Origin of the sequence: Kribbella sp. NPDC006257 (genome assembly GCF_040613535.1) — a bacterium.
Taxonomy (GTDB): Bacteria; Actinomycetota; Actinomycetes; order Propionibacteriales; family Kribbellaceae; genus Kribbella.
Window position 1 is genome coordinate 67,440 of sequence record NZ_JBEXSJ010000016.1, and the last position, 24,116, is coordinate 91,555.

Here is a 24,116-nt window from a genome sequence, read left to right on the forward strand (position 1 = left end):
CCCGAGAGGGCGGTCGGCCCCGAAGGAGGGAGGTAGCGCGATCCCATTCCGCAACCGGCAGGGGAGGTACAGTCCGGTTCCGGACGGGAGACCGCGAAACTTCCTAGAGCCTGTGTCAGCGACCCGTCCGTCGCCGACAACAGAACGTTGTCATGCGCAACCGGACGGCTGCTACGCGGCGGATCAAACATTTGCATTGATCTTGACTAAGGCCACGCTTTGTATACAAACCCTCACTATTCGTAGTGAAGTTGCCTGCCGCAACAACAATTGTCAGTACGGGAAGGTGTCGTCGCGCCGGGTCGGGTCCATGTCCCACAGGGAGAACTCGACCACCTTGTGGGACTCCTCGCCGCCGGCCGGGCTGAGCCCGACACCGTCGTAGTCCTTGGAGCCGATGCCGTCCAGGTAGCCGAGCAGCTCGAAGGCCGACCGGGCGTCCTCGATGTCCTCGATCACGTCGTCGTTCTGCGCCTCGTCGGCGCGACTGCGGACGTAGGCGATGAACGCGTCCGGATCGGTCACCACGAAGTCGTAGCGGGCCTGGTAGCTGAGCCGGATCCCGTTCTCCGGGACCAGCGGCTCGTCCAGCTCGTCCAGGCCGGCGCCCTCGATCATCTCCCGGTAGTCGGCCGGGTCGTCGAAGTCGTCCGGGCCGAGCGGCAGGTCGTCCAGCTCGTCGGGGTCGTAGGAATCGATGCCGAGGAAGATGTCGCCCCAGCCGCGCTCGTGGACGGCGTCGGCGAGAACCCGGGCCTGCACCCGGACGTTCTCGATCGCCGTGGTGGCCCGCAGGTCGTGCAGGTCCAGGGCGTCGGCTTGTTCCAGCAACACCCTCGCCAGTTCGCGGGCGGCCTCGGCAGCCGACGCGGGCTCAATCGGCTCACTCATGCTGTGACGGTACAACCATCGGCACAGCGACCGCCGGGCCCGGTACGCCGAACGCGTCCACCAACTCGCCCGCATGCGGCCTGACCTGGGCACACAGCTCGTTCACCAGCGCCGTGATCGCCTTCGACCGCGGCCCGGACAACCGGCCGTGCTCGATGTACCAGGCCCGCTCCGCCTCGATCGTCGACAGCGCGTGCAGGTCGTACAGCTCCTTCAGCCGGTCCCGCACCTCCCCCTCCGGCGCAGCCTGTACGCCGGCCAGGAACGCCTCCAGTACGACGCGGTCGACATGCGCCCGCCCCGCCGCGATCACGTGGTCCTGACACCGGTTGAACGCCTCGAACGGCTCGACCCCGGCGTCGATCCCCGCCTTGAGCCGGCGAGCCACCCCGGCGAGCATGTGCTCCTCCCGGAATCGCAGCAGACCGCAGTGGTACGCATCGTCGCGGAGCCCCGCATCCGGATCAGCCGAGTCGTTCCGATTCGGTACGACGTCCCGCAGGCGCTCCACCAAGGTCCGGAGCGCGGTCTTCTCCACCGCGATCTCGACCGCCTGAGCGGCGATGAACCGGGCGGTGCCGAGCGGATCGAGCTTGCCGAACGCCTCCCGGTATCCGGTCAGCAACCCCTTGGCGACCAGCTGCAACAGGACAGTGTTGTCACCCTCGAAGGTCGTGAACACATCGGTGTCCGCCTTGAGCGCGGCCAGCCGGTTCTCTGCGAGATAGCCGGCACCACCGCAAGCCTCCCGGCAGAGCTGGATCGTCTCCGTCGCATGCCAGGTCCCGAGCGCCTTCGTTCCGGCCGCCTGAGCCTCCAGGGCACGCCGGTCGTGCTCGTCATCCTCGTTCCGGCCCTCTTTGCCGAAGAGCCGTACGAACTCGTCGACCAGCTCACCCTGCGCGAAGTGCAGCGCGTAGGTCTTCGCCAGCAACGGCAGCAACCGGCGCTGATGCATCCGGTAGTCGAGCAGCAACGCCTCCTCGGCACTCCCCGGCGCACCGAACTGCCGCCGCTGCAAGGCGTACCGGATCGCGATGGTGAGCGCGACCTTGCTCGCGTTGATGGCTGCACCACCGACCGAGACGCGTCCCTGGACGAGCGTGCCGAGCATCGTGAAGAAGCGGCGGTCCGGGTTCTCGATCTCGCTGGTGTAGGTGCCCCCGGCATCGACCTGCGCATAGCGATCGAGCAACGCCGTACGGGGAACGCGGACGTGGTCGAAGACGATCCGGCCGTTGTCCACACCATTCAGGCCGAGCTTCGGTCCACAGTCGCTCAGCGTCACGCCCGGCAGCGCCTCGCCCGCAAGCGAGCGGATCGGCACGAGCAGACAGTGCACGCCATGCGTCTCGCCACCGACGACGAGCTGGGCGAAGACCGCCGCCATCCGGCCGTGCCGGGCCGCGTTGCCGATGTAGTCCTTGCGCGCCGCCGCATCCGGGGTGTGCACGACGAACTCCTCGGTCGCCGGGTCGTACGTCGCCGTCGTACCGAGTGCCTGGACGTTCGAGCCGTGGCCGGTCTCCGTCATCGCGAAGCAGCCGAGCAGCCGGCCGTTGATCGCGTCGGCCAGATACTCCTCGTGATGCCGGGTCGTGCCGAGCTGCAGGATCGCGCCGGCGAACAGGCCGAACTGCACCCCCGCCTTGACCATCAGCGAGAGATCGCCGAAGGCCAGCGTCTCGAAGCCGGCGATGAATCCGCCGAGGTCGCCCTGGCCGCCGTACTCCTTCGGGAACCCGCGACCGGGATGCCCGTCCGCGGTGATCTGCTGCAGCATCGCGAGCACCTGATCGCGGTACTCGTCCCGCGGCAGCCGCAACCCCGCGTCCAGCAGCTCGGCATGCTCCGCCAAGCCATCCCGTACGACATCCCGCGCCGCCTTGTACGGCCCGTCCAGATAGTCCCGCAGCCCCGTCGCGTCCATAGGAGAAATCTATTGGGTCGCACATAACTGCGGCGTAACAACGTTCGTGGTCAGTGAGCCCGGGATCCTCAGATGCGGCGATATGATGCCGATCATGCCGAATTTGCGGATCAGTGAGGCGGCCGCGCTGCTCGGGGTCAGTGATGACACCGTCCGGCGCTGGATCGAGCAGGGCAAGTTGCCGTCCGTCCAGGACGGCAGCCGGATGGCCGTCGACGGCAAAGCGCTGGCCGCTTTCGCGCAGCAACTCGCCGAGACACCCGAGCCGGGCAACACCACGGCCGCCTCCGCCCGGAACCGCCTGCGCGGCATCGTCACGCGCGTCGTCAAGGACGGCGTGATGGCTCAGGTGGAGCTGCAGGCCGGTCCGTTCCGGGTCGTCTCGCTGATGAGCCGGGAGGCCGCCGACGAGCTCGGTCTGGAACCGGGCGTGGTCGCGGTCGCCTCGATCAAGTCCACTCACGTCGTCGTCGAGATCCCGGAGGCCTGATGTTCCGCCGTACCGTCGCCGCGACCCTGACCACGGTCGCCGCACTCACCCTCGCGGCCTGTGGCAGCGACGAGAAGCCGGCCGCGAGCCAGGCATCATCCTCCAGTCCAGCCCCGTCGGGGACGGTCAACGTCTTCGCAGCCGCGTCGCTGACCGGCGCCTTCACCCAGCTCGGCAAGGACTTCGAGGCCGCCCACCCGGGCGTCAAGGTCGTCTTCAACTTCGCCGGCAGCTCGGCGCTCGCCCAGCAGATCAACCAGGGCGCCCCGGCGGACGTCTTCGCCTCCGCCGCGCCCAAGAACCTGGACCAGGTGACCGGCAAGGGCACCGCGACCACCTTCGCGAAGAACAAGCTGGAGATCGCCGTTCCGAAGGGCAATCCCGGCAAGATCACCGGGCTGAAGGACTTCGCCGACCAGAACAAGAAGATCGCCATCTGCGCTGTCCAGGTGCCCTGCGGTGCCGCGGCCAAGAAGGTCTTCGACGCGACCAAGCTCGTCGCCCAGCCGGACAGCCTCGAGCAGGACGTCAAGGCCGCGCTGGCCAAGGTCAGCCTCGGCGAGGTAGATGCTGCGCTCGTCTACCGGACCGACGTGCTGGCCGCGAAGGACAAGGTCGAAGGGATCGAGTTCCCGGAGGCCGACCAGGCGATCAACGACTACCCGATCGCCACCCTCACCGAGGCGAAGAACGCCGACGGTGCCAAGGCCTTCGTCGACTTCGTCCTCTCGGCTCAGGGCAGGACCGTCCTCACCGCTGCGGGCTTCGAAGCGCCGTGAGTATCCGCGGCCGCAGGAGGATCGGTGGGCGGCTGCCCCTGATCCTCCTGCTGCCTGCGCTGCTCGGACTGGCCTTCCTGCTCGTCCCACTGATCGGCCTGCTCGCCCAAGCCCCCTGGTCGACGCTGCCCTCAAGGCTCTTCAGCGCTGACATCGGACAAGCCCTCAAGCTCTCCCTACTCTGCGCAAGCGCCGCCACTGTTCTCTGTCTGTTCTTAGGCGTCCCACTAGCGTGGCTGCTGGCCCGCGCTGAGCTACCGGGCCGCGGAGTCATCCGTGCCCTGGTGACCGTCCCACTTGTCCTGCCACCAGTAGTAGGTGGCGTAGCGCTCCTACTAGTCCTCGGCCGTCGCGGTCTGGTCGGTGAACACCTCGACCTCTGGTTCGGCTTCTCCCTACCGTTCACCACAGCCGGCGTGATCGTGGCGGAGGCGTTCGTGGCGATGCCGTTCCTGGTGATCTCCGTCGAAGGCGCACTGCGCGCAGCAGACCCGCGGTACGAGGAAGCGGCAGCCACCCTCGGCGCTGGTCGCTGGTTGACCTTCCGGCGAGTCACCCTGCCCTCGATCGCACCGGGGATCGTGGCAGGCGCAGTGCTGTGCTGGGCCCGTGCACTCGGCGAGTTCGGCGCCACGATCACCTTCGCCGGCAACCTCCCAGGGCGTACGACGACGATGCCGCTGGCCGTCTATCTCGCCCTGGAAACCGACCCGGACGTCGCAGTCGTACTGAGCGTCGTCCTGCTCGCCGTCTCCGTCGTCGTCCTCGCCTGCCTGCGCGAGCGCTGGATCAGTCGTCTCCGATGACTCTGTACGCCGACCTGCAGGTCACCCGCGAGGCCTTCCACCTGGACCTCGCCCTCACCGTCGAGCCCGGCGAGGTGGTCGCCCTGCTCGGCCCCAACGGCGCCGGCAAGACCACTGCCCTCCGCGCGATCGCCGGACTCCTCCCGGTCACCAGCGGCCGCATCCGTCTCGACGACGAGGTCTGGGACGAGCCGCCGCGCACGTTCCGGTCCGCCGACCGTCGCCCGATCGGTGTCGTCTTTCAGGACTACCTACTGTTCAACCACCTGACTGCCCTAGAGAACGTCGCCTTCGGCCTGCGAGCGCGTGGCACGGACAAGCACACGGCCCGCGCCGAAGCTGCCCGCTGGTTGGACACTGTCGGCCTCAAAGACCACTTGAAGAGCCGCCCACGCTCCCTGTCCGGCGGCCAGGCGCAACGCGTCGCTCTGGTCCGCGCACTGGCCACCTCTCCCGAGCTACTTCTCCTGGATGAGCCCCTAGCCGCCTTGGACGCCAGTACGACGCTGCATGTGCGTGCGGAACTGGCCGAGCACCTCCGCCGGTACGAGGGCCGCACACTCCTCGTCACCCACGACCCGCTCGACGCGATGGTCCTGGCCGATCGCCTGGTCATCGTGGAAAACGGCAGGATCGTCCAGGAAGGTGCTCCCACCGAGATCGCGCGGCGCCCACGGACGGAGTACGTCGCTCAACTGGTCGGCCTGAACCTCTACCGCGGCACCGCCGACGGCACCACGGTCGCCCTGACCGGAGGCGGCTCCGTCACGATCGCCGAGCCCACCTCCGGCAACGTCCACGTAGCCTTTCCGCCGACCGCCATCAGCCTGTACGCCGAGCAGCCGGCCGGCAGCCCCCGCAACACCTGGCCGGCGGTGATCGCCGGACTCGAACAGCACGCCCACACCGTCCGGGTCCGCCTCGACGCATCCCCCACCGGCCCGGCCACCCTGCTGGCCGACATCACCCCCGCCGCCGTCGCCGAACTCCGCCTCACTCCCGGCCAGCACCTGCACGCCACCCTCAAGGCCACGGAAATTCAGACGTACCCCAGTTGACCGTTGCCTGGCGCAACGAAGGATTCGGCGGATACTGAAGACTCCACCGCTGGCGAAGGGAAGAGAGTTCGTGACCGAACCGAGTACCGAGTGGCGTGAAGTGGTTCAACCGGACGAGCAGGAGCGGCACGAGCAGCAGGCGGCAGCGTTCGTCGAGATGCAGCAGCGGAAATCCGCGAAGTACGGGACCGGGCGGGCACTGCACCGCAAGCAGGTCGCGGCACTCCGGGCGACCCTCGACGTACCGGCCGACCTGCCGGAGTACGCGCGGCAAGGCATTTTCAAGATCCCCAACCGGTACGACGCCTGGATCCGGCTGTCCAACGGCGGCTTCAACCGCGCCGCCGACCACGTGCCGGACATCCGCGGCTTCTCGATCAAGGTGCTCGGCGTCTCCGGTCCGGCTGCGCTCGGCGGCGAGGCGGTCTCCCAGGACTTCGCAATGATCAACCGCAGCACCTTCAGCTCCGCGACCAGTGAGGACTTCGCCAAGTTGGTCACTACCGGCGGCAGCACGCCGGGGGGCCTGCTGCTCCGACTGCTGAAGAACCCACGCATGATCCCCCAACTCAAGGCTGTGTCGACGGCGTTCAAGAGGCCGTTCAGCGGGTTCGCCACGCACGACTTCTTCAGTGCGGCTCCGATCGCCTTCGGCCCGTACGCCGTCCGCGTGCGACTCGCCGCCGCCTCCGACCAGGTGAACCCGTCGGCCAGTGAAGACTGGGCCGCCGATGTGTTCGATCGGCTGATCGACAACTCACTCGGCTACGACCTGCAGGTGCAGTTCTTCATCGACGAGGCATCCACCCCGATCGAGGACGCCACCGTCGAGTGGGCCGCGGCACCGTTCGTGACGGTCGGCCGGTTGACCATTCCCCGGCAGAAGCCGGACGAGGAGCTGACCAGGCAGGTCGAGGCAGCCCGCTTCGACCCCTGGAACGCGCTGACCGACCACCGGCCACTTGGCGAGGTGATGCGGGCCCGGAAGGTCGCGTACTACGCCAGCCAGCAGGCCCGGTCAGCCGAGTGACTGCTGTATACAGACAGTGTGTGGCCGATCGCACGAAGTAGTGAGGAGAAAGTTACGGCCCGTGATCGCAATGCCACGAATTGACATCATGTAACGCCGATTTCACCGCTCAAAGTGATCTCGATGTAACAAAGAGTGATTACTTACTCACTCGTAGCGTGTGAGTTCTTCACGGTCTAGTCGTGACGTCATGCACTACGCCGACCCCTCTCCGGTTGCCCAAGATGTGCCGGGCGACCACGAGAGAGGGGGGACGAACCGTCATGGAAAGTTACGAGCTGTACTGCCTGGCCGACCGGCGGTTCTACGACACCCCGGCGAACCGTGGCGCCGAGCATCCGGACTTCGCGCTCTGCTCGCGACCGGTCCCGGACGGCTGGGACCACGTCCCCGGCGACATGTGGATGCACTACGCACCCACCGGCCTGAAGCTGCCGGACCAGGGCTGGAAGATCCACGTCTCCTCCGGTCTCGCGGACGCCGAGCAGGCGCTGGCCACGGTCTGGGACTACTGCGTCCCGCGCGGCATCGCGTTCAAGTTCCTCCGGAACGAGCCGGTCCTGGTGATGGTCAACTCGAAGTCCGCCCCGCGCGGTTCGAGCGGCAAGCTGGTCACCATCTACCCGACCGACGAGGCCCAGCTAGAGCTGGTGCTGAAGGAGCTCGACGACCTCCTCCGCGGCGTCCAGGGCCCCTACATCCTGAGCGACCTGCGCTACGCCGAAGGCCCGCTCTTCGTGCGGTACGGCGCGTTCGTCAGCCGGTACTGCCTCAACGACGCCGGCGAGCGGGTGCTGGCACTCGCCGACGACCACGGCCGGCTGGTGCCGGATCACCGCGGTCCGACCTTCTCGATGCCACCCTGGGCGACGCTGCCGTCCTTCCTCGAGTCGCATCTTGAAGCCCGGAACTCGGTCACCACCAACGAGCTGGCCTACACGATCGAGAGCGTCATCCAGTTCTCCAACGGCGGCGGCGTCTACCTCGGCCACCACAACGAGACCAACGCGCGGGTGGTGCTCAAGGAGGGCCGGCCGCTGGCCGGTCTCGACATGGGCGGCCGGGACGCGGTCGCCCGGGTCGGCCACGAGCGCGACATCCTGGAGCGCCTCGTCGGCCTCGATGTGGTCCCCGAGCTGCACGACTACTTCCAGCTCGGCGAGCACCACTTCCTGGTCCAGGAGCACGTCGACTCGAACTCCCTGCAGCGCGAGCTGGTCCGTCGCTACCCGTTGACCCATCCGGACGCCACCGAGACCGAGCGCGCGGAGTACGCCGAGTGGGCGACCGCGATGGTCGCCCGGGTCGAAGCCGCGGTCGGTCAGCTGCACGGGCGGGGCGTGGTCTTCTGCGACCTGCATCCCGACAACGTGCTGCTCGGCGCGGACGACCGGCTCGTCCTGATCGACTTCGAGGTCGCCACCCTGGCCGAGGAGAAGGCCCGTTCGGCCCTCGCCCATCCCGGGTACGCCGCGCCTCGCGATCGCCAGGGCGTCGACGTCGACCTCTACGCGCTGGCTTGCATCACCCTCGGCCTCTACGCTCCGCAGGCGACGATGCTGCTGAATCTCCATCCCGGCAAGGCTTTCCAGCTCGCCGAGATGATCACCGAGACCTTCCCGGTGCCGCGGGCGACCGTCGACACCGCAGTACGGACCATCGTCGGTCCGGACCTGACCAGCGATCCCGAGATGACCGATCTCGCGCTGCCCGGCAAGGCGGAGTGGGCCGAGGTCCGCGACGCGCTGACCAAGGCGATCGTGGCCAGTGCCACCCCGGAGCGCGACGACCGGTTGTTCCCGGGCGACATCGCACAGTTCCGGCCGGGCGGCGGCACCAACCTGGCCAGCGGAGCAGCCGGCGTCCTCTACGCACTGGCGAAGACCGACGCGGGCCGCTTCCCGGAGTACGACGAATGGCTGCGCAAGCACGCCCTCGCCACCGACACCGGGCCAGGCCTGTACGACGGACTGCACGGTGTCGCGCACGTCCTCGACGAACTCGGCTACCGCCAGGACGCCCTCGATGCGGTCGACCGCACGTTGGCCGACGACTTCGGGACGCGTGAGCTCGGGCTGCACTCCGGCCTGGCCGGCATCGGGCTGAACCTGCTCCACTTCGCGGCCGAGCCGGCCTTGCAGGCCAAGGCGATCCGGGTGATCGAGCTGGTCGCGGACCGGCTCGGCGACGTCGGCGACGTACCGGAGCTCAGTGGCGGGCCGCATCCGCGGGCCGGGCTGATGTTCGGCTCGTCCGGTCCGGCGTTGCTGTTCCTCCAGGCGTTCGAGTGGTTCGGCGACACCGGGCTGCTCGATCTGGCCGAGATCGCGCTGCGGCAGGATCTGCGCCGCTGCCTGACGACCCCGGACGGCATGCTGCAGGTGAACCAGGGCTGGCGCACGCTGCCATACCTCGAAGAGGGTTCGGCCGGGATCGCGCTGGTGCTGGAGCGCTACCTGCGACACCGCCCCGACGAGGAGCTGGCCAAGCTGCTCGGCGGACTGCGCCAGGTCACCCACTGCTCGTACTACGTCCAGCCCGGGTTGCTGATGGGAAGTGCCGGCCTGCTGCTGACAGCAGCAGGGCTGGCCGAGCCCCAGGAGACCCTCGACAACTTGGTGCAGGGACTCGGCTGGCACGCGATGCCGTACGCCGGTGGCCTCACCTACCCCGGAAACCAGCTACTCCGTCTCTCGATGGACCTGGCGACCGGATCGGCCGGCGTCCTGCTGGCCCTGGGATCCGCGCTGCACGAGCGGCCGGTGTCCCTCCCGTTCCTCGGACCTCCCCAGTGGTCCGAGTCCCCATCCCTACTACGCACATCGAAGGAGGTGTAAACACATGGCACTTCTCGACCTTCAGGGTCTGGAGACCCCGGGTTACGGCGGCGGCCACCACGGTGGTGGTTCGACGCTGACCGTTCTCGGCTGCGCTTCGCACACCCCGAGCAACCTGAGCCTTCTGCTCTGCCACTGATCGGTGCCGGCGCACCTGTTCTGAGTGGCTGGTGCGATGGTTTCGAGGGCCCTGGGCGGAAGAACATTTCCACCCAGGGCCGAACCCATGACCGCCGGAAGGAGACACTCGTGCACGTACCCGAAGCCCTCCGACTGTCCCTGGTCGAGGAGCTGCATGGTCACAGCGTCGCCGATCCTTACCGCTGGCTCGAGGACGCCGAGAGTCCGGAAACCCTGCACTGGCAGGAGATCCAGGACCAGCTCTGGCTGAACCACGCCGCAGGTCTGTCGAACCGTTTCCAGTTCCGGACCCGGGTCAAGAACCTCTCCGCCGTCGGATCGACGTCCACTCCGACCTGGCGCGGCGAGCACTGCTTCGTACTCCGCCAGGACGCCACCCAGAACGACCCAGTCCTCTATGTCGACGACATCCCCCTGCTGGATCCCACGGAATCGATGCTCGACAGCTGGCAGCCCTCGCCAGACGGATCCCTGCTGGCCTACCAGCTCTCCACCGGCGGCACCGAGCAGGCGAGCCTCTTCGTGCTCGACGTCGCCACCGGCGAAGTCGTCGACGGCCCGATCGACGGCTGCCGCTACTCCCCCGTCGCCTGGCTGCCCGACGGGAAGTCCTTCTACTACGTGCGATTCCGCCAAGTCCTGCGCCACCAGCTCGGCTCAGCCGACGACACCCAGGTGCTGCCCGGCGAAGCGTCGTACGGGCTGGAGTTGAGCGCGGACGGACGCTGGCTGGCGATCTCCGCGGTCCACGGGAGCGGCAACGATCTCTGGCTGGCCGACCTGAGCAAGGACGAGCCGCCGACTGTCCTGCAGCGAGGCGTCGACGCCATCACCTTGGCGTCGGTCGGCCCCGACGGCCGCCTGTACGTCGTGACCACGCGGGACGCCCCGACCGGCCGGATCCTGGTCGGCGATCCCGAGGATCCGCTGGTCTGGCGCGACTTCGTCCCGGCCGATCCCAAGGCGCCCCTGAGCAGTTTCGCGATCCTCGACAAGGTCGTCCTGATCGGCCGGACCCGGCGCGCGCTCGGCGAGATCGTCGTGCACGACCTGGTCACCGGCCGCCGGCTCGGCGAGGTCGAACTGCCTGGCAGCGGCTCGGTCGGCTCGCTGACCAGTCGCCCCGAAGGCGGCCACGAAGCCTGGTTCAGCTACACCGACAGCGTCACGCCCGCCGCGATCTTCCGGTACGACGCGCGCACCGGCCGGACGGCCCGATGGTCCGAAGCGGCCGACCAGGTCGAGGCCGAGACCCAGGAGCTCGAGTATCGCTCGGCCGACGGCACAGTCCTTCGAATGCTGGTGATCGCCAAACCAGGTGCAGGTCCACGACCCACGATCCTCTACGGATACGGCGGTTTCGGGCAGTCGCTGACGCCGACGTACTCCGCGTTCACCCTGGCCTGGGTCGAAGCCGGTGGCGTCTTCGTCACCGCGAACCTACGTGGTGGCGGCGAGGGTGGTGACGAGTGGCACCGTGCTGGGACGCTGGACGGCAAGCAGAAGGTCTTCGACGACTACATCGCGGCCGCCGAGTTCCTGATCTCCGAAGGCTGGACGTCGAGTGACAAGCTCGCCTTGTGTGGTGAGTCCAACGGCGGCCTGCTGGTCGGGGCAGCGCTGACCCAGCGCCCCGAGCTCTTCGCAGCCGCAGTCTGCTCGGCGCCACTACTGGACATGGTCCGCTACGAGCTCTCCGGCCTCGGCCCGACCTGGGTGCCGGAGTTCGGCTCGGCCTCGGACCCGGTCGCCTTCGAGAATCTGCTCAGCTACTCGCCGTACCACCGTGTCGTTCCGGGCGTGAAGTATCCGGCCGTCCTGTTCACGGTCTTCGGCAACGACACCCGCGTCGATCCCCTGCACGCCCGCAAGATGTGCGCGGCGCTGCAGCACGCGACCGACGGGCAGGTGCCGATCCTGTTCCGGCTCGAGAAGGACGCCGGCCACGGTGCCCGATCGTCCGCCCAGGGCATCGGTCTGGCCGCCGACATGCTCGCCTTCCTGGCAGCCCAGACCGGTCTCGGCTCATGACCCCCTTCAAGGAGGTGGTGCGGCACGGGCGGGCGTGGTTGCCGGTGCTCGCCATCACCGCCTTGCTCGGCAGTGCGGTGACGCTCGCGCTGCCGACCGTGCTCGGCCGGTCCGTCGATGCGATCGTCGCCCGGCACGGGTACGGCCAGTGGTTCGCCGCGGCCGCCGGGTTGATCGCGCTCGGGATCGTCTGCGCACTCGTCGAGGTCTTCACCGGCACCGCCTGCGTCGTCGGTACGACGGCCTGGCTCCGGCATCGCCTGGTCAGCCAGGTCGTCCGCAGCGGCCCGGACGGCACCCAGGCTTTCGACACCGGCGACCTCGTCAGCAGGGTGAGCGGCAACGCTGTCGATGCCGCCCAGGCCGGTCCGGCCACTGTCAGCGCCTTCGCCGCTATCGTTCCACCGGCGGGAAGCCTTGTTCTGCTGGCTTTGATCGACCCCTGGCTCGCGGTCGCCTTCTTCGGCGGCATCCTCCTGGTGATCGGGGTGCTGTGGGTCTTCGCCCGGCGGACCGCGGAGATCAGCCTCGCCTACCAAGAGACCCAGGGCCGGATCGCGGGCCTGCTGACCGAAGCACTCACCGGCCTCCGCACGATCACCGCAGCAGGAACGAACGCCCGCGAAGAACGCCGGATCCTCGGCCTGCTTCCCGAACTACACAAGCACGGCCTCCTCACCTGGCGTGTCCTGGCCCGCTCCGGCGCCCAAGCCGCGATCGTCGGACCCCTTGTCCTGGTAGCGGTTCTGGCCGTCGGTGGACTCCAACTGGTGGCCGGCCGGATCACCGCCGGCGAGCTGTTCGCCGCCAGCCAGTACGCCGTACTCGGAGCCGGCCTCGGCAGCCTGACCGGCGTCCTCGGCGAACTGGCTCGGGCGCGGGCCGCAAGCCAGCGGGCCGGCGAGGTCCTCGCCATCGAAACCGTTGCCCATGGCACCCTTCCGTTGCCGGCCGGACCTGGCCGGCTCACCTTCGACGCAGTATCGGTGGTCGTCGGCGACACCGTCCTGCTGGCGAACGTGAATCTCGATCTGCCAGGTGGAGCCACGGTCGCTGTGGTCGGACCGAGCGGCGCAGGCAAGTCTGTGCTCGCCGCGCTGGCCGCGAGACTCCGGGATCCTTCGACGGGCCAGGTCCTGCTGGACGGCGTACCGCTGCAGGCCGTGAACCGGCAGGCGTTGCGGGCGGCGATCGGCTGCGCGTTCGAGCGTCCCCAGTTGGTGGGCACCACCGTGGGCGACGCGATCTCCCACGACGCGATCGGCCCGGTCCGGACCCTCGCGGCAGCTCGTGCCACGCATGCCCACGACTTCGTCAGCCGGTTGCCCGAGGGCTATCGGACATCGTTGCTCATGGCCCCTATGTCGGGCGGAGAACGACAGCGGCTGGGGCTCGCCCGGGCCTGGCCGGCCAGCCGGCTGCTGGTGCTGGACGACGCGACCTCCAGCCTCGACACGGCGACCGAGATGCAGATCAGCAAGACGCTGACGGAGGACCGACACCGCCGTACCAGATTGATCGTGACACACCGGACCGCGACAGCCGCCCGGGCCGACCTCGTGATCTGGCTGGACGGCGGGCTGGTCAGAGCCGTCGGCACGCACTCCGAGCTCTGGCAGGACGCCCGCTACCGCGAGGTGTTCGGATGAATCGTGAACTGCGCTACGGCTTCGAGGCCCTGCGGAAGCGCCCGGCGCTGAAGCTGGCCGCCTGGTCCATCCCCGAGATCCTGCCGACCGCCATCTACGGTGTCGCCGTCGCCCATGCGACCGACAATTTCCTGGCCGGGCATGCCTGGCGAGGTATCGCCTGGCTGGCCGGTCTCGTCGCGACCGCCTGTCTCGGCGCCGCCGGTGCCCACCAGGTCTACGGCCGCCTCGGCGAACTGGTCGAGCCCCTCCGCGACGACCTCGTACGCCGGGTGGTGGCCGGCGCACTGCGAACCGGCGACGACGCGGCAGTGGCCCGCTTGAACCGGCAAGTGGAGATCGTCCGGGACACCTTCGCCGGCCTGGTCCTGGTGATCCGGAACTTCGGCGTCACGCTCTTCGGCGTACTGGTCGGCTTGCTGTCGCTGGCACCGCTGGTCGCCGCGTTCGTCGTACCGCCGTTTCTGCTGGGATTCGCTGCTTCGCTTGCCGTGCTGGGGATCGCGGCCGAACGGGTGCGCAACTCGCTGCAGGCCGACGAAGAGCTGGCGACGGCGGCTGGGATGGCGTTCAGTGGGGTGCGCGACATCACGGCGACCGGCTCGGAGGAGTTCGCCGAGCAGATTGTCGGCCGGCCGATCGAAGAGCAGGCTGCTGCTGAACGATCGCTGGCCCGGGTCGCCGCGCTGCGAACGTTGTGCTTCGCGCTCGGCGGCTGGGCTCCGCTGCTGATCCTGCTCGCGACGGGTCCGTGGCTGGTCGGTCAAGGAGTCAGCACCGGCACGTTGCTCGGTGGACTCACGTATGTGCTGATCAGCTTGCAGCCCGCGCTGAACACGGTGATGGGTGCGCTCGGCGACAGTGGACTGCGCTACGTCATCACGCTGCGACGGATCCTCGACAGTACGGCGTACCGGATCCCGCCGCGGCCGATGGCTGAGGCGAACGGGCACCAGCTGCGGCTGCGGGGGCTGACCTTCGCCTATGGGCCGAACGCCGAACCGGTGCTGGAGAATCTCGAGCTGACCGTGACCGAGGGCGAACACCTGGCGGTGGTCGGGCCGAGTGGGATCGGTAAGTCGACGCTGGCCGGACTCGTCTGCGGGATGCTCGTGCCGACCAGTGGCCGGCTGCTGCTCGGTGGGGTGCCGCCCAGCGAACTGTCCACCGACATTCTGGCGATGACCCGGGTGCTGATCCCGCAAGAGGCGTACACCTTCAGCGGGACGGTGATGGAGAACCTGAACTACCTGTTGCCCGATGCGTCCGTCGATGAGGTCTCGGAGGCCGTCGACGCCGTTGGCGCGTGGCCCCTGGTCGATCGGCTCGGCGGACTGGGTGCGCGGCTTCGGCCGGGCGACCTGTCACCTGGTGAGCGGCAACTGATCGCCCTCGCCCGGGCCTATCTGTCCCCCGCACCCCTGGTGGTGCTGGACGAAGCGACCTGCTTCCTCGACCCCGAGACCGAACGTCGCGCGGAGGAGGCGTTCGCAACGCGCGGTGGCACGCTGATCGTGATCGCGCACCGGATCAGCTCGGCCATGCGCGCACGCCGGATCCTCGTCCTCGACGGCAACAAGGCCGCCGTCGGCAGCCACCAGACGCTGCTCCGGACGTCACCGCTCTACCGGGAGCTCCTCGGTCATTGGAACCCGGGCGGTGATCAGATCCAGCCGGCGTCCTGAGCCTTCCGGATCGCCTCGATCCGGCTGCGGGCACCCGTCTTGGTGAGAATCCGGGACAGGTAGTTGCGCACCGTCCCCGCACTGAGACTGAGGGTGCGGGCGATCTCCTGCGCGGTCGCGCCGGTGGTGACCTGGCGCAGCACCTCGCATTCGCGATCGGTGAGCGGGTTGTCCCCCGCCTTCAGCGCCGCCACAGCGAGCCGGACGTCCACGACCGGCAGCCCCTTCGCGACGTCGCGGATCGCCTGGACGAGCTGGTCCGTCGTCGCGTCGGTCGCGATCAGCCCGATCCGCGGTGCCTGCTTGACCAGCGCCAGGCTGGTGGCGGCGATCGCCTCGTGGTCGATCAGCACCAGCACGCCCCGGCCGGTCAGCTTGAGGCAGAGATCCTCGATCCCGATCTTGCCGGGCAGCTGTGGATCCAGCAGCACCACATGGGGCCGCCGGGCCACCGAGGGCAGGACGTCGTCCGAGCGGTCCAGCTCGGCCACCACATCCAGATCGGACTCTTTCGCCAACACCGCGGCCAGTGCACCTCGCACCAACGTGCCACGATGCCCGAGGACTACTCGGATCACCGCATCCCCCATCAATAGAACGCCTCAACTCCGAGCCTCCCCGAGGGTCGCTTGCGGCAGGTGGCGAAAACCAGCTGCCGTGCGGCCAGGCCCGTGCTTCCATCAACGAGTGAACGCCGCAGATGACACGCACGAATCCCGCCGCTGCCCCGGCTGCGGCGTCGTCCTGCCCGTCAGCGAGTGGTCACCCGGTCCGTCCGGCTACAACGCCTCCCCCGAATGCGCCGAGGTCGCAGGTGCCCTCCTCGGCTACGAGCTGGACCACCAACCGGCCCTCGGCCACCTGCACCAGCTCCGGATCGACGCCTACGGCGCGCAGCACGTCGGACCGCTGACCCGCCCGATCACCACGATCTTCGCGCTCAACGGCCTCTATATGTACCTCGAACGCGGCTCCGGCAATCTCGACGTCCGCACCGCGCACGGCATCATGGCGAACAAGTACTCCGACTGGCCGGTGCTGACCCCACCCGAGCAGGTCGGCACGCTCACCGCGCACGCGGTCCTGCAGGCCGGCGCGCAGGGGGTCGACGAGGTCGAACAGCAGCTGATCGAGTGGGCCGCTCAGGTCTGGGCGGCCTGGCCGGGCCAGGCCCAGCAACTGGTCCGTGACCTCACGGTGCAACTCGTCCCCGAGCGCTACTTCCGCCGCTGATCAAAGGCTGGTTTGAAACGCCGATGCGAGGGAAGCCGACGCTGGAAACCGTTCTGTTGTTGGGTTTTCGCTTCGTCAGAGGATGAAGAAGTTTGGCCCGATTTCGCCAGACCTCTTGCCATCTCCGCCCTCGTCGAGCACGATGACTCAGGTCGCGCCGTTACCGTGGCGTGATCATTCGGACGCTGTCCCGTGACCTGTCCGGATGTCGTTCCCCTGCACCCCGGAAGGGAGTGGTACCTCACCAGACTGCGGAGCCCGGTACGGCCGCCGAACGCAGCGCGGCCGCAGATCCGAGCCTCACGCACCCAGGTGACGACCACCTTCACCTCGTCCCATCGGCCCGCGTCGCCGGGGCGGCGAGGTTCTCAGGGGAAAGTGCGCACGCGGCTGAATCGGCCGGGCAAGAGAAGAACTTCACCATGCCCAGCTCACAAGGAGCAGAACGCTGATGTCCAAAGCACGACATGCCCGACCCCGCCGAAGTACCCGCCGGGTGGTCCGGACCCTGTCCATCGCCGGCCTCGGGGCCGGGATCACCGCCGCCGGCGCGGGCGCTGCCTTCGCCGCCGACTACACGGTGAAGCCCGGTGACACCCTCTCCGAGATCGCCCAGGCCAACGGCGCCGACTGGCACCACCTGGCCGAGCTGAACCACCTGAAGAACCCGGACCTGATCCTGATCGGCCAGACCCTCCAGCTCGACGGTGTGAAGAAGGCCGCCGTCACCGAGCGCCGGACGGTCAAGAAGCCCACCACGGTGCACAAGAAGGCCCCGCGCAAGGTCCGCGCCACCCGTTCGGAGACACGGGCTCCGTCCGTCGGCAGCGGTAAGGCGAATCTGAGCGGTGCGTGGGCCAAGGTCGCCAACTGCGAGTCGAGCGGCAACCCCCGCGCGGTCAACCCGGCCGGCTACTACGGCCTGTTCCAGTTCGACAAGCAGACCTGGCGCAGTGTCGGCGGCTCCGGCAACCCGATCAACGCGTCGGCGGCCGAGCAGCTGATGCGCGCGAAGAAGCTCTACGCCCAGCGTGGCGCTTCCCCGTGGCCGGTCTGCGGCCGCTTCCTGCGCTAGTCGGTACGGCGGCGGGGTGCGCGCCCCTCAGTACGCACTCCGCCCACCCGCCTAGCGGGACAGGACCAGCATCTCGTCGGCGCCGACCTGGAACTCATACGGAACCTTCCGGATCTCCGCCGTCACGCCCTCGAGCTCCGTCAGCAGCTCAGGCAGATAGGTGACCGGCTCCCCGGCTCCCTGCTGGACAAGGGGAAACACCCGGACCTCGGACGCGCTGACCCGGACGAGTTCGCGCAGCGCCGCGAGATGCCAGTCCTGGTCGTACTTGTCGGCCCAGGTGAAGAGCAGGTGCGAGCTGAGCACCAACTCGAACCGCCGGTCATCGAACGGCAACTCCGGCAGGCTGCCCGGCACGTACCGCTCCGGCGCGATCGACACGTCCTGCAGGAACCGGTCGGCGGCCTCGATCCGCAGATCGTCCTTGTGCGCCGGGGTTCCGTACCACTTCCAGACGAACCGGTCCGCATGCTCGTCGACGATCGCACCGCCGGCCGGCAGGCTCCGGCGTACGGTATCGACCAGTTCCGCGGCGGGCAGCTCGTACGCCGGGTCGACGGCGATCGCGTCGACCCCGCGCGCGGCCGCTTCGGCGGTGAAGCCCGCGCCGCCGGCGCAACAGTCCAGCACGGAGCCGGGTAGTTCGGTCAGGTCGAACATCGCCTCGTACTCGGCGTACGAGCGAGATGTCACCAGCAAGGCAGGCTACCTATCTGTCGGCGGTGGTCTTCGATGATCCGATCCGGCGATCGAGCAGGACCGCCCCGAACGCCAGAGCCAGGAACAGTAGCGCGACGAACAGACAGTTCAGTAACACCTGCCCGTAGCCGTGCTCCGAGACGTCCACGAACGGATACGGGTAGAACCCGGTCCCCTCACCGCGGATCAGCGTGAAAGCCAGCCAGAGCAAGGGATACACGATGGACCAGCCGGCGACCCGGTAACCGGTCTGCCCGCGCGGCCCGAAGATCAGCCACCCCAGTACGCCGAGCAGCGGAGTGGCCGTGTGGATCAGGAGATTCGCGAAAGCACCGGCCTTGGTCAGGTGGTCGGTGCCCGCCAGCACCAGGTGGTAGACGATCCCGGTGACTGCGATGCACACGACGCCGTTGAGCCGCAGGACCCGGAACAGCATGGTCTGCCAGCGCTCCGGATCGAGCGCGAGCAGCAGACACGTCCCGCCGAGCAACAGGTTCGACTGGATCGTGAAGTAGGCGAACACGTTGAAGACGCGATCGGGATTGTCCGGGAAATAGCCGTCGGAGTTTCCCGCGGTCACAAACAACTGCACCACGATCCCGACGGCGACCACGAGCGCCGTCACCGCGGCCCAGACCCGCCCTGCGTCGGCCTTGTTCATGACCGCAATCTACGGCCTGCGAGCTGGTCCAGCGGGGATATCGGCCTCGTCAGTAGAAGAGACCGAGTAGCTGAAGGAAACGAACGCGTCGATCACCAGCACGATCGTCCACGTCCAGGCCGGCCCGAGCAGAGCGTCGTACCCGTCGCCCGACAGCAGCCCGAGCGCGAGCATCAGCCCGGAACCGAGCGCGTACGCCAGCAGGTGCCGGAACCAGCCCTGCCGCTCCCGCCGGGCGCGCTCGGCACCACCCTTCGGCGGCTTCGCCGGCCGCGGCGCTCCGGCCAGCCAGTGCGCGGCCCACCGGTCCGCCCAAGCGATGGTCTGATGCCCGAAGGCCACGCTGACACCGATGAAGATCGCAGCCAGTGAGTGCTTGAAGGACGGCTCTCCACCCTGCCGCAGGTCGATCACGCTCGCGACCAGCATCACCACGTCGACCAGCGGCACACCGGCCAGCAGCACCAGGCCCAGCTTGGGCAGCTTCAGCAGGTACCGCGTCGTCATACCGGCGGCGAGCAGCACCCAGAAGCCGATCTCACACCCGGCGATCACGGCGAGCAGCACGATCTCCACCTTCCTCTTTATTTGATACGACCGTGTTTTCTCAACGGAGTCTAACACGAGTGTGCTAAAAAGAGCGGATGCCGAAGATCGTCGACCATGACACCCGCCGCGAGGAGATCGCCCAGGCCCTGTGGCGGGTGGTCCGGCGGGACGGCATCCGGGCGGCCTCGGTCCGGACCGTCGCCGCCGAAGCCGGCTGGTCCGCCGGCGCCGTCCGCTACTACTTCCCCGACCAGGACGGCCTGCTCAACTTCGCGATGGACCTGGTCTCCCGCCGGGTGCAGGACCGGGTCGGCGCGATCGAGCAGACCGGCAGCCCGACCGAGCTCGTGCTGCGCTATCTGGAGGAAGTGATCCCGCTGGACAGCGAGCGGCGGGCCGAGTTCGACATCTGGCTGTCGTTCGTCGCCCAGGCCCAGGCCGAGTCGGGCGCCGAGGGACTACGGAAGAACCTCGAACCGATCCAGGAGGGGCTGCGTGGGATGTGCCGCTCGCTGCTGCAGTCGCTGGACGACGTCGGTGGCCTGAAGCCGGGTCTCGACCTCGACCTGGAGACCGAACGCTTGCACGCGATGATCGACGGATTGTCCTTGCATACGGCGATGCAGCCGTCCCGGACCACCCCCGCGCGGATCCGCGAAATACTCACCGATCACCTGAACACCTTGCAGTCCTGAGAAAAGCAAGCGATTGCGGCCGGTACAGGGCGTGTCCAAGTGCCGACAAGAATGGACGAACCCTGACCAAAGGCCGGTCCTGCGTGGCACGATCCCTTCATGGAAACCGAGGGGGTGATCGTCGTCAGCGGAATCATGGCGGCCGGCAAGTCCACGGTGTCCCAGTTGCTGGCCGAGAGATTTCAGTACGGCGTCCATCTCCGCGGCGACGTTTTCCGCCGGATGATCGTCAGCGGGCAGGCAGCTCGCGATGCCGAGGACGGCGCCGAAGCGCAGAAGCAGCTGAAGCTTCGGTACCGGCTCGCCTGCCAGGCAGCCGACGGCTACGCGCAGGGCGGCTTCACCGTCGTCCTCGAGGATGTCGTCATCGGCGAGCTGCTGCGCGAGTTCCTGGACGGCATCGAGACCCGGCCGCGCTACCTCGTCGTACTGACCCCGCGGCCCGAGGTGATCCACAACCGGCTCGGCTACGGGCACGAGCATTCGGTCGACGAGCTCGACTACGAGCTGCACGCGTTCTCCCCGCGCCGGGGGTTGTGGCTGGACAACTCCGACCTGTCCCCGCACGAGACCGTCGACGCGATTCTCGGCCGTCTCGACGAAGCCAAGTTCGACTGACACGCGCGGGTCTGTCCGGATACGTTACCCGGGGGTAGTTTGGGCAGATGGCGACCACCGCACGCAGGACCTCGTGCAACTTGTGTGAAGCGATCTGTGGCGTGCTGGTGACCGTCGAGGACGGCCGCGTCACCGATATCCGCGGCGACGAGGCGGATCCCCTCTCCCGCGGCCACATCTGCCCGAAGGCCGTCGCCCTCAAGGATCTCCAGGAAGACCCCGACCGCCTGACCAAGCCGGTACGGCGTACTTCGGACGGCTGGGCCGAGCTCGGCTGGGACGAGGCCTACGAGCTGATCGCCACCCGGCTCGGCGAGATCCAGAAGGAGCACGGGCGGAACTCGGTCGGCGTCTACCTCGGCAACCCGAACGTGCACAGCCTCGGCGCGATGACCCACATGCCCAGCGTCGTCCGGCTGCTCCGGACCCGGCAGCGGTTCAGCGCGACCTCGGTCGACCAACTGCCACACATGCTCGCCTCGCACCTGCTCTACGGGCACCAGCTGATGGTCCCGGTCGCAGACATCGACCGTACGGCGTACCTGCTGATCCTCGGCGCGAATCCACTCGCTTCGAACGGCAGCATGATGACCGCGCCCGGCTTCGGCCGACGGCTCAGGGAGGTTCGCAAGCGTGGCGGCCGGGTGGTGGTGATCGATCCTCGGCGGACCGAGACAGCGGCCGTCGCCGACGAACACCACTTCGTCCGGCCGGGGACGGATGCGGCGTTCCTGCTGGCGCTCGTTCATCAGGTGATCGCGGACGGCAACACTCGCTGTGCGGCGTACGTCGACGGACTGGACGCGGTGACCGAGGCCGTTCAGGACTGGACACCCGAGGCGGCCGCACGGATCACCGGGATCGACGCGGACACCATCCGCCGGATCGCCGGTGAGTTCGCCGCCGCGGACAAGGCGGCCTGCTACGGACGGCTCGGTGTTTCGGCCCAGCAGTTCGGTGCGGTCTGCCAGTGGGCGGTACAGGTCCTCAACATCATCACCGGCAACCTCGACCGGCCGGGCGGCACGATGATTCCGCGACCGGCCGTCGACACCCTGCGCGGCATCGGCCGGGGCCATATCGGCATCTGGAAGAGCCGGGTCGCCGGGCGGCCCGAGTTCGGTGGCGAGCTGCCCGCGGCCGCGATGGCCGAGGAGATCGTGACGCCCGGCGACGGCCAGATCCACGCGATTGTGACGATCGCGGGCAACCCGGTGCTGTCCACGCCGAACGGGCGCGCTCTCGACGAAGCGCTGGACACGCTGGACTTCATGGTCTCCATCGATCCCTACATCAACGAGACGACCCGGCACGCCGACGTAATCCTGCCGCCGACGCCACCGCTCGAGCGGGACCATTACGACCTGGCCTTCCACCAACTCGCCGTACGGAACACTGCACGCTGGAACGAGGCGGTGTTGCCGCGGCCGGCCGATGCCCGGCACGACTGGGAGATCTTCCGCGACCTCGGACTTGCCTTGGTACGCCGTACGCCGAATTCGCGCCAGAAGGCGCTGGTTTCGCTGCGGCTCCGGTTGAGCCCACGCCGGGTGGTGGATCTCGGACTGCGGATCGGGCCTTATCGGTTGTCCGTCCGCAAGCTGAAGAAGTCGGTGGGCGGGATCGATCTGGGACCGCTCCAACCGGCCTTGCCGAAGGCGCTCTACACGAAGAACAAGCGGATCGACCTTGCGCCGCAGCTGATCCTCGACGGGCTCGAGCAAGCGCGGGCCGTGTTGCTGGTCGAGGGCGAGTCCGACGACCTGCTGTTGATCGGACGACGGCATCTGCGCAGCAACAACTCGTGGATGCACAACTCGGCACGACTGGTGAAGGGCAAGCCGCGGCACCAGTTGCTGATGAACCCGGACGACCTGACCCAGCGGGACCTGAAGGACGGCCAGCTGGTGCAGGTCAGCTCAGCGTCCGGATCGGTCGCGGTAGAAGTTGCCGCTAGCAACGACATGATGCCGGGCGTGGTGAGCCTGCCGCACGGGTTCGGCCACGGCCGCCCCGGCGCCCGGCTGACCATCGCGAACCAGGTCACCGGCGTCAGCGCGAACGACCTCACCGATGCAGCTCTGTCCGACCCACTAGGCGGCACCGCCGCAGTCAACGGCGTCCCGGTGACCGTCACGGCAGCCGGCTGACCAGCTAACGTCCGAAGAAGTGAAGGTGACGTCCCTCCGCTTCTTCGGACGTTGGCGTTCGACGGGTCAGGTGGAGCGGGGTGGGGGGCCGGAGCTTTGGCGGACCACCAGGGCGGGGGTGGAGTAGAGGTGGGCCTCGTGGCGGGCGCCGTCCAGGAGACCGAACAGGCGGTGCGTCACTTCGGCGCCGTAGGCAACGATGTTGCGGCTCATCGCCGTCAGCGTCGGGTGCGTCAACCGGCACAACGCCGAGTCGTCCCAGGCGACCAGCGTGACGTCGTCGGGTGACTTGAGGCCGAGCCCGTTGATCGCCGACAGACCGGCCACGGCCATCAGGTCGTTGTCGTAGATCAAGGCGGTCGGCCGGTCCTCGGCCGCCATCAGTTGGCGGGTCGCCAGGGCCCCTTCCTCCCCGGAGAAATCGGTGTGCAGCACCCGGGAGTCGAGGCCGAGTTCCCGGCTGATCGCGGCGAAGGCCTGGTCCCGGAGCCAGACGTGCCCGTGCTCGGGCGGTCCGGCCACCCGGGCGATCGTCTGGTGCCCGAGCCGGGCGACATGTCCGACCACCGCCTCCATCGCGGCGGTGCCGTCGGTCCAGACACACGTCATCCCGTCCGCCAGCACCGGATCCCCGGCCAGGACGGCCGGGAGTTCGAGCTTGCGCAACACCGGGAGCCGTGGATCGTCGACCCGCAGGTCGACCACGATGACGCCGTCCACCCGGCGCTCCGCGGCCCATTTCCGGTACGTCGCCATCTCGCCGGCCAGGTCCGGGACGACCTGTAGCGCGAGCGCGTACCCCTTCTCACTCAGCACGGACTCCACGCCACCGACGAAGCCCATGTAGAACGGTTCCTCACTGAGGGTCTTGGCCGATCTGGCCAGGACCAGACCGAAGGTCTCCGACCGCGCCGCGGAGAGTTGCCGGGCAGCCCGGTTCGGCACCCACTCCAGCTCCTCGGCGACCTTCAGGACCCGCGCCCGGGTGGCCTCGGAGACCCCCGGCTGGTTGTTCAGCGCGTACGAGACCGCGCCTTTGGAGACGCCGGCCCGTCGGGCGATCTCCTTGATCGTGATTCGGGGCACGACGGCCTCCTTCGAACGGGCGG

The 24,116-nt window shown here is 68.4% G+C and carries 22 protein-coding genes; 15 read left to right on the plus strand and 7 right to left on the minus strand.

The genetic code is table 11. From position 1 onward, the window contains the following. Positions 1-273 precede the first annotated feature (273 nt). Both ABZ004_RS20600 and ABZ004_RS20605 read right to left on the minus strand, forming a co-directional pair. The gene (locus ABZ004_RS20600; protein ID WP_355681705.1) at positions 274-891 is read right to left on the minus strand and encodes a hypothetical protein; all 618 of its coding nucleotides are present in this window, start codon (positions 889-891) and stop codon (positions 274-276) included. Continuing rightward, positions 884-2,821, minus strand: coding sequence for an acyl-CoA dehydrogenase (locus tag ABZ004_RS20605; RefSeq protein ID WP_355681707.1), 1,938 nt, complete (start codon positions 2,819-2,821; stop codon positions 884-886). The genes ABZ004_RS20600 and ABZ004_RS20605 overlap by 8 nt, the downstream gene beginning before the upstream one ends. Before the next feature lie 94 nt (positions 2,822-2,915). Here ABZ004_RS20605 and ABZ004_RS20610 point away from each other — a divergent pair, with 94 nt between their 5' ends. The 10 genes from ABZ004_RS20610 to ABZ004_RS20655 all read left to right on the plus strand — a co-directional run bounded on the left by ABZ004_RS20610 (position 2,916) and on the right by ABZ004_RS20655 (position 15,327). After that, positions 2,916-3,311 carry a TOBE domain-containing protein gene (locus ABZ004_RS20610; RefSeq protein ID WP_355681709.1) on the plus strand — a complete coding sequence of 132 codons (396 nt, stop codon included), beginning with the start codon at positions 2,916-2,918 and terminating at the stop codon, positions 3,309-3,311. After that, positions 3,311-4,090, plus strand: a complete 780-nt coding sequence (gene modA, locus ABZ004_RS20615; protein WP_355681711.1) for a molybdate ABC transporter substrate-binding protein — start codon at positions 3,311-3,313, stop codon at positions 4,088-4,090. The genes ABZ004_RS20610 and modA overlap by 1 nt, the downstream gene beginning before the upstream one ends. Next, a complete protein-coding gene (gene modB / locus ABZ004_RS20620) occupies positions 4,087-4,896 on the plus strand; it encodes a molybdate ABC transporter permease subunit (protein ID WP_355681712.1) in 810 nt (269 codons plus the stop codon). The genes modA and modB overlap by 4 nt, the downstream gene beginning before the upstream one ends. Beyond that, positions 4,893-5,954: an ABC transporter ATP-binding protein gene (locus ABZ004_RS20625; protein ID WP_355681713.1), complete on the plus strand. Its 1,062-nt coding sequence runs from the start codon at positions 4,893-4,895 to the stop codon at positions 5,952-5,954. Before modB ends, ABZ004_RS20625 begins: the two co-directional genes overlap by 4 nt. A gap of 70 nt (positions 5,955-6,024) precedes the next feature. Beyond that, the gene (locus ABZ004_RS20630) at positions 6,025-6,984 is read left to right on the plus strand and encodes a hypothetical protein (protein ID WP_355681714.1); all 960 of its coding nucleotides are present in this window, start codon (positions 6,025-6,027) and stop codon (positions 6,982-6,984) included. A 263-nt stretch (positions 6,985-7,247) separates the two neighbouring features. Beyond that, positions 7,248-9,821 (plus strand): class III lanthionine synthetase LanKC, encoded by a 2,574-nt coding sequence (gene lanKC, locus ABZ004_RS20635; protein ID WP_355681715.1) that lies wholly within the window; start codon positions 7,248-7,250, stop codon positions 9,819-9,821. A 4-nt stretch (positions 9,822-9,825) separates the two neighbouring features. Next, positions 9,826-9,960 carry a SapB/AmfS family lanthipeptide gene (locus tag ABZ004_RS20640; RefSeq protein ID WP_355681716.1) on the plus strand — a complete coding sequence of 45 codons (135 nt, stop codon included), beginning with the start codon at positions 9,826-9,828 and terminating at the stop codon, positions 9,958-9,960. Between the two features lie 110 nt (positions 9,961-10,070). Then, the gene (locus tag ABZ004_RS20645) at positions 10,071-11,993 is read left to right on the plus strand and encodes a prolyl oligopeptidase family serine peptidase (protein ID WP_355681717.1); all 1,923 of its coding nucleotides are present in this window, start codon (positions 10,071-10,073) and stop codon (positions 11,991-11,993) included. Then, positions 11,990-13,642 carry an ABC transporter ATP-binding protein gene (locus ABZ004_RS20650; protein WP_355681719.1) on the plus strand — a complete coding sequence of 551 codons (1,653 nt, stop codon included), beginning with the start codon at positions 11,990-11,992 and terminating at the stop codon, positions 13,640-13,642. Before ABZ004_RS20645 ends, ABZ004_RS20650 begins: the two co-directional genes overlap by 4 nt. Beyond that, complete coding sequence (locus ABZ004_RS20655; RefSeq protein WP_355681720.1) at positions 13,639-15,327, plus strand: ABC transporter ATP-binding protein; 1,689 nt, start codon at positions 13,639-13,641, stop codon at positions 15,325-15,327. The genes ABZ004_RS20650 and ABZ004_RS20655 overlap by 4 nt, the downstream gene beginning before the upstream one ends. On the opposite strand, the gene ABZ004_RS20660 is transcribed toward ABZ004_RS20655, so the two are convergent. Next, positions 15,306-15,905: a response regulator transcription factor gene (locus tag ABZ004_RS20660; RefSeq protein ID WP_355681722.1), complete on the minus strand. Its 600-nt coding sequence runs from the start codon at positions 15,903-15,905 to the stop codon at positions 15,306-15,308. The two genes, ABZ004_RS20655 and ABZ004_RS20660, sit on opposite strands and share 22 nt — an antisense overlap. Before the next feature lie 109 nt (positions 15,906-16,014). Between ABZ004_RS20660 and ABZ004_RS20665 the strand changes: the two genes are divergently transcribed. Together ABZ004_RS20665 and ABZ004_RS20670 are read left to right on the plus strand one after the other, a co-directional pair. After that, the gene (locus ABZ004_RS20665; RefSeq protein WP_355681724.1) at positions 16,015-16,560 is read left to right on the plus strand and encodes a DUF5946 family protein; all 546 of its coding nucleotides are present in this window, start codon (positions 16,015-16,017) and stop codon (positions 16,558-16,560) included. A gap of 451 nt (positions 16,561-17,011) precedes the next feature. After that, positions 17,012-17,635, plus strand: a complete 624-nt coding sequence (locus ABZ004_RS20670; protein WP_355681726.1) for a transglycosylase family protein — start codon at positions 17,012-17,014, stop codon at positions 17,633-17,635. A 51-nt stretch (positions 17,636-17,686) separates the two neighbouring features. On the opposite strand, the gene ABZ004_RS20675 is transcribed toward ABZ004_RS20670, so the two are convergent. From ABZ004_RS20675 to ABZ004_RS20685, 3 genes are read right to left on the minus strand one after another with little or no spacing between them, the layout of a single operon-like run. Then, complete coding sequence (locus ABZ004_RS20675; RefSeq protein ID WP_355681728.1) at positions 17,687-18,328, minus strand: class I SAM-dependent methyltransferase; 642 nt, start codon at positions 18,326-18,328, stop codon at positions 17,687-17,689. Between the two features lie 16 nt (positions 18,329-18,344). Continuing rightward, positions 18,345-18,995: a Pr6Pr family membrane protein gene (locus tag ABZ004_RS20680; RefSeq protein ID WP_355681730.1), complete on the minus strand. Its 651-nt coding sequence runs from the start codon at positions 18,993-18,995 to the stop codon at positions 18,345-18,347. Between the two features lie 9 nt (positions 18,996-19,004). Continuing rightward, a complete protein-coding gene (locus tag ABZ004_RS20685; protein ID WP_355681732.1) occupies positions 19,005-19,571 on the minus strand; it encodes a 2TM domain-containing protein in 567 nt (188 codons plus the stop codon). A gap of 68 nt (positions 19,572-19,639) precedes the next feature. Here ABZ004_RS20685 and ABZ004_RS20690 point away from each other — a divergent pair, with 68 nt between their 5' ends. The 3 genes from ABZ004_RS20690 (at position 19,640) to ABZ004_RS20700 (ending at position 23,007) form a co-directional block, all read left to right on the plus strand. Then, positions 19,640-20,239 carry a TetR family transcriptional regulator C-terminal domain-containing protein gene (locus ABZ004_RS20690; protein ID WP_355681734.1) on the plus strand — a complete coding sequence of 200 codons (600 nt, stop codon included), beginning with the start codon at positions 19,640-19,642 and terminating at the stop codon, positions 20,237-20,239. Between the two features lie 99 nt (positions 20,240-20,338). Then, positions 20,339-20,857, plus strand: a complete 519-nt coding sequence (locus tag ABZ004_RS20695; RefSeq protein ID WP_355681736.1) for an AAA family ATPase — start codon at positions 20,339-20,341, stop codon at positions 20,855-20,857. Positions 20,858-20,904: 47 nt separating this feature from the next. After that, positions 20,905-23,007 carry a molybdopterin-dependent oxidoreductase gene (locus ABZ004_RS20700; RefSeq protein WP_355681737.1) on the plus strand — a complete coding sequence of 701 codons (2,103 nt, stop codon included), beginning with the start codon at positions 20,905-20,907 and terminating at the stop codon, positions 23,005-23,007. A 66-nt stretch (positions 23,008-23,073) separates the two neighbouring features. Here the strand turns inward: ABZ004_RS20700 and ABZ004_RS20705 are convergent, their stop codons facing one another. Then, entirely contained in the window at positions 23,074-24,093 is a 1,020-nt protein-coding gene (locus tag ABZ004_RS20705; protein ID WP_355681739.1) for a LacI family DNA-binding transcriptional regulator, read from the minus strand. Between the last annotated feature and the right edge of the window lie 23 nt (positions 24,094-24,116).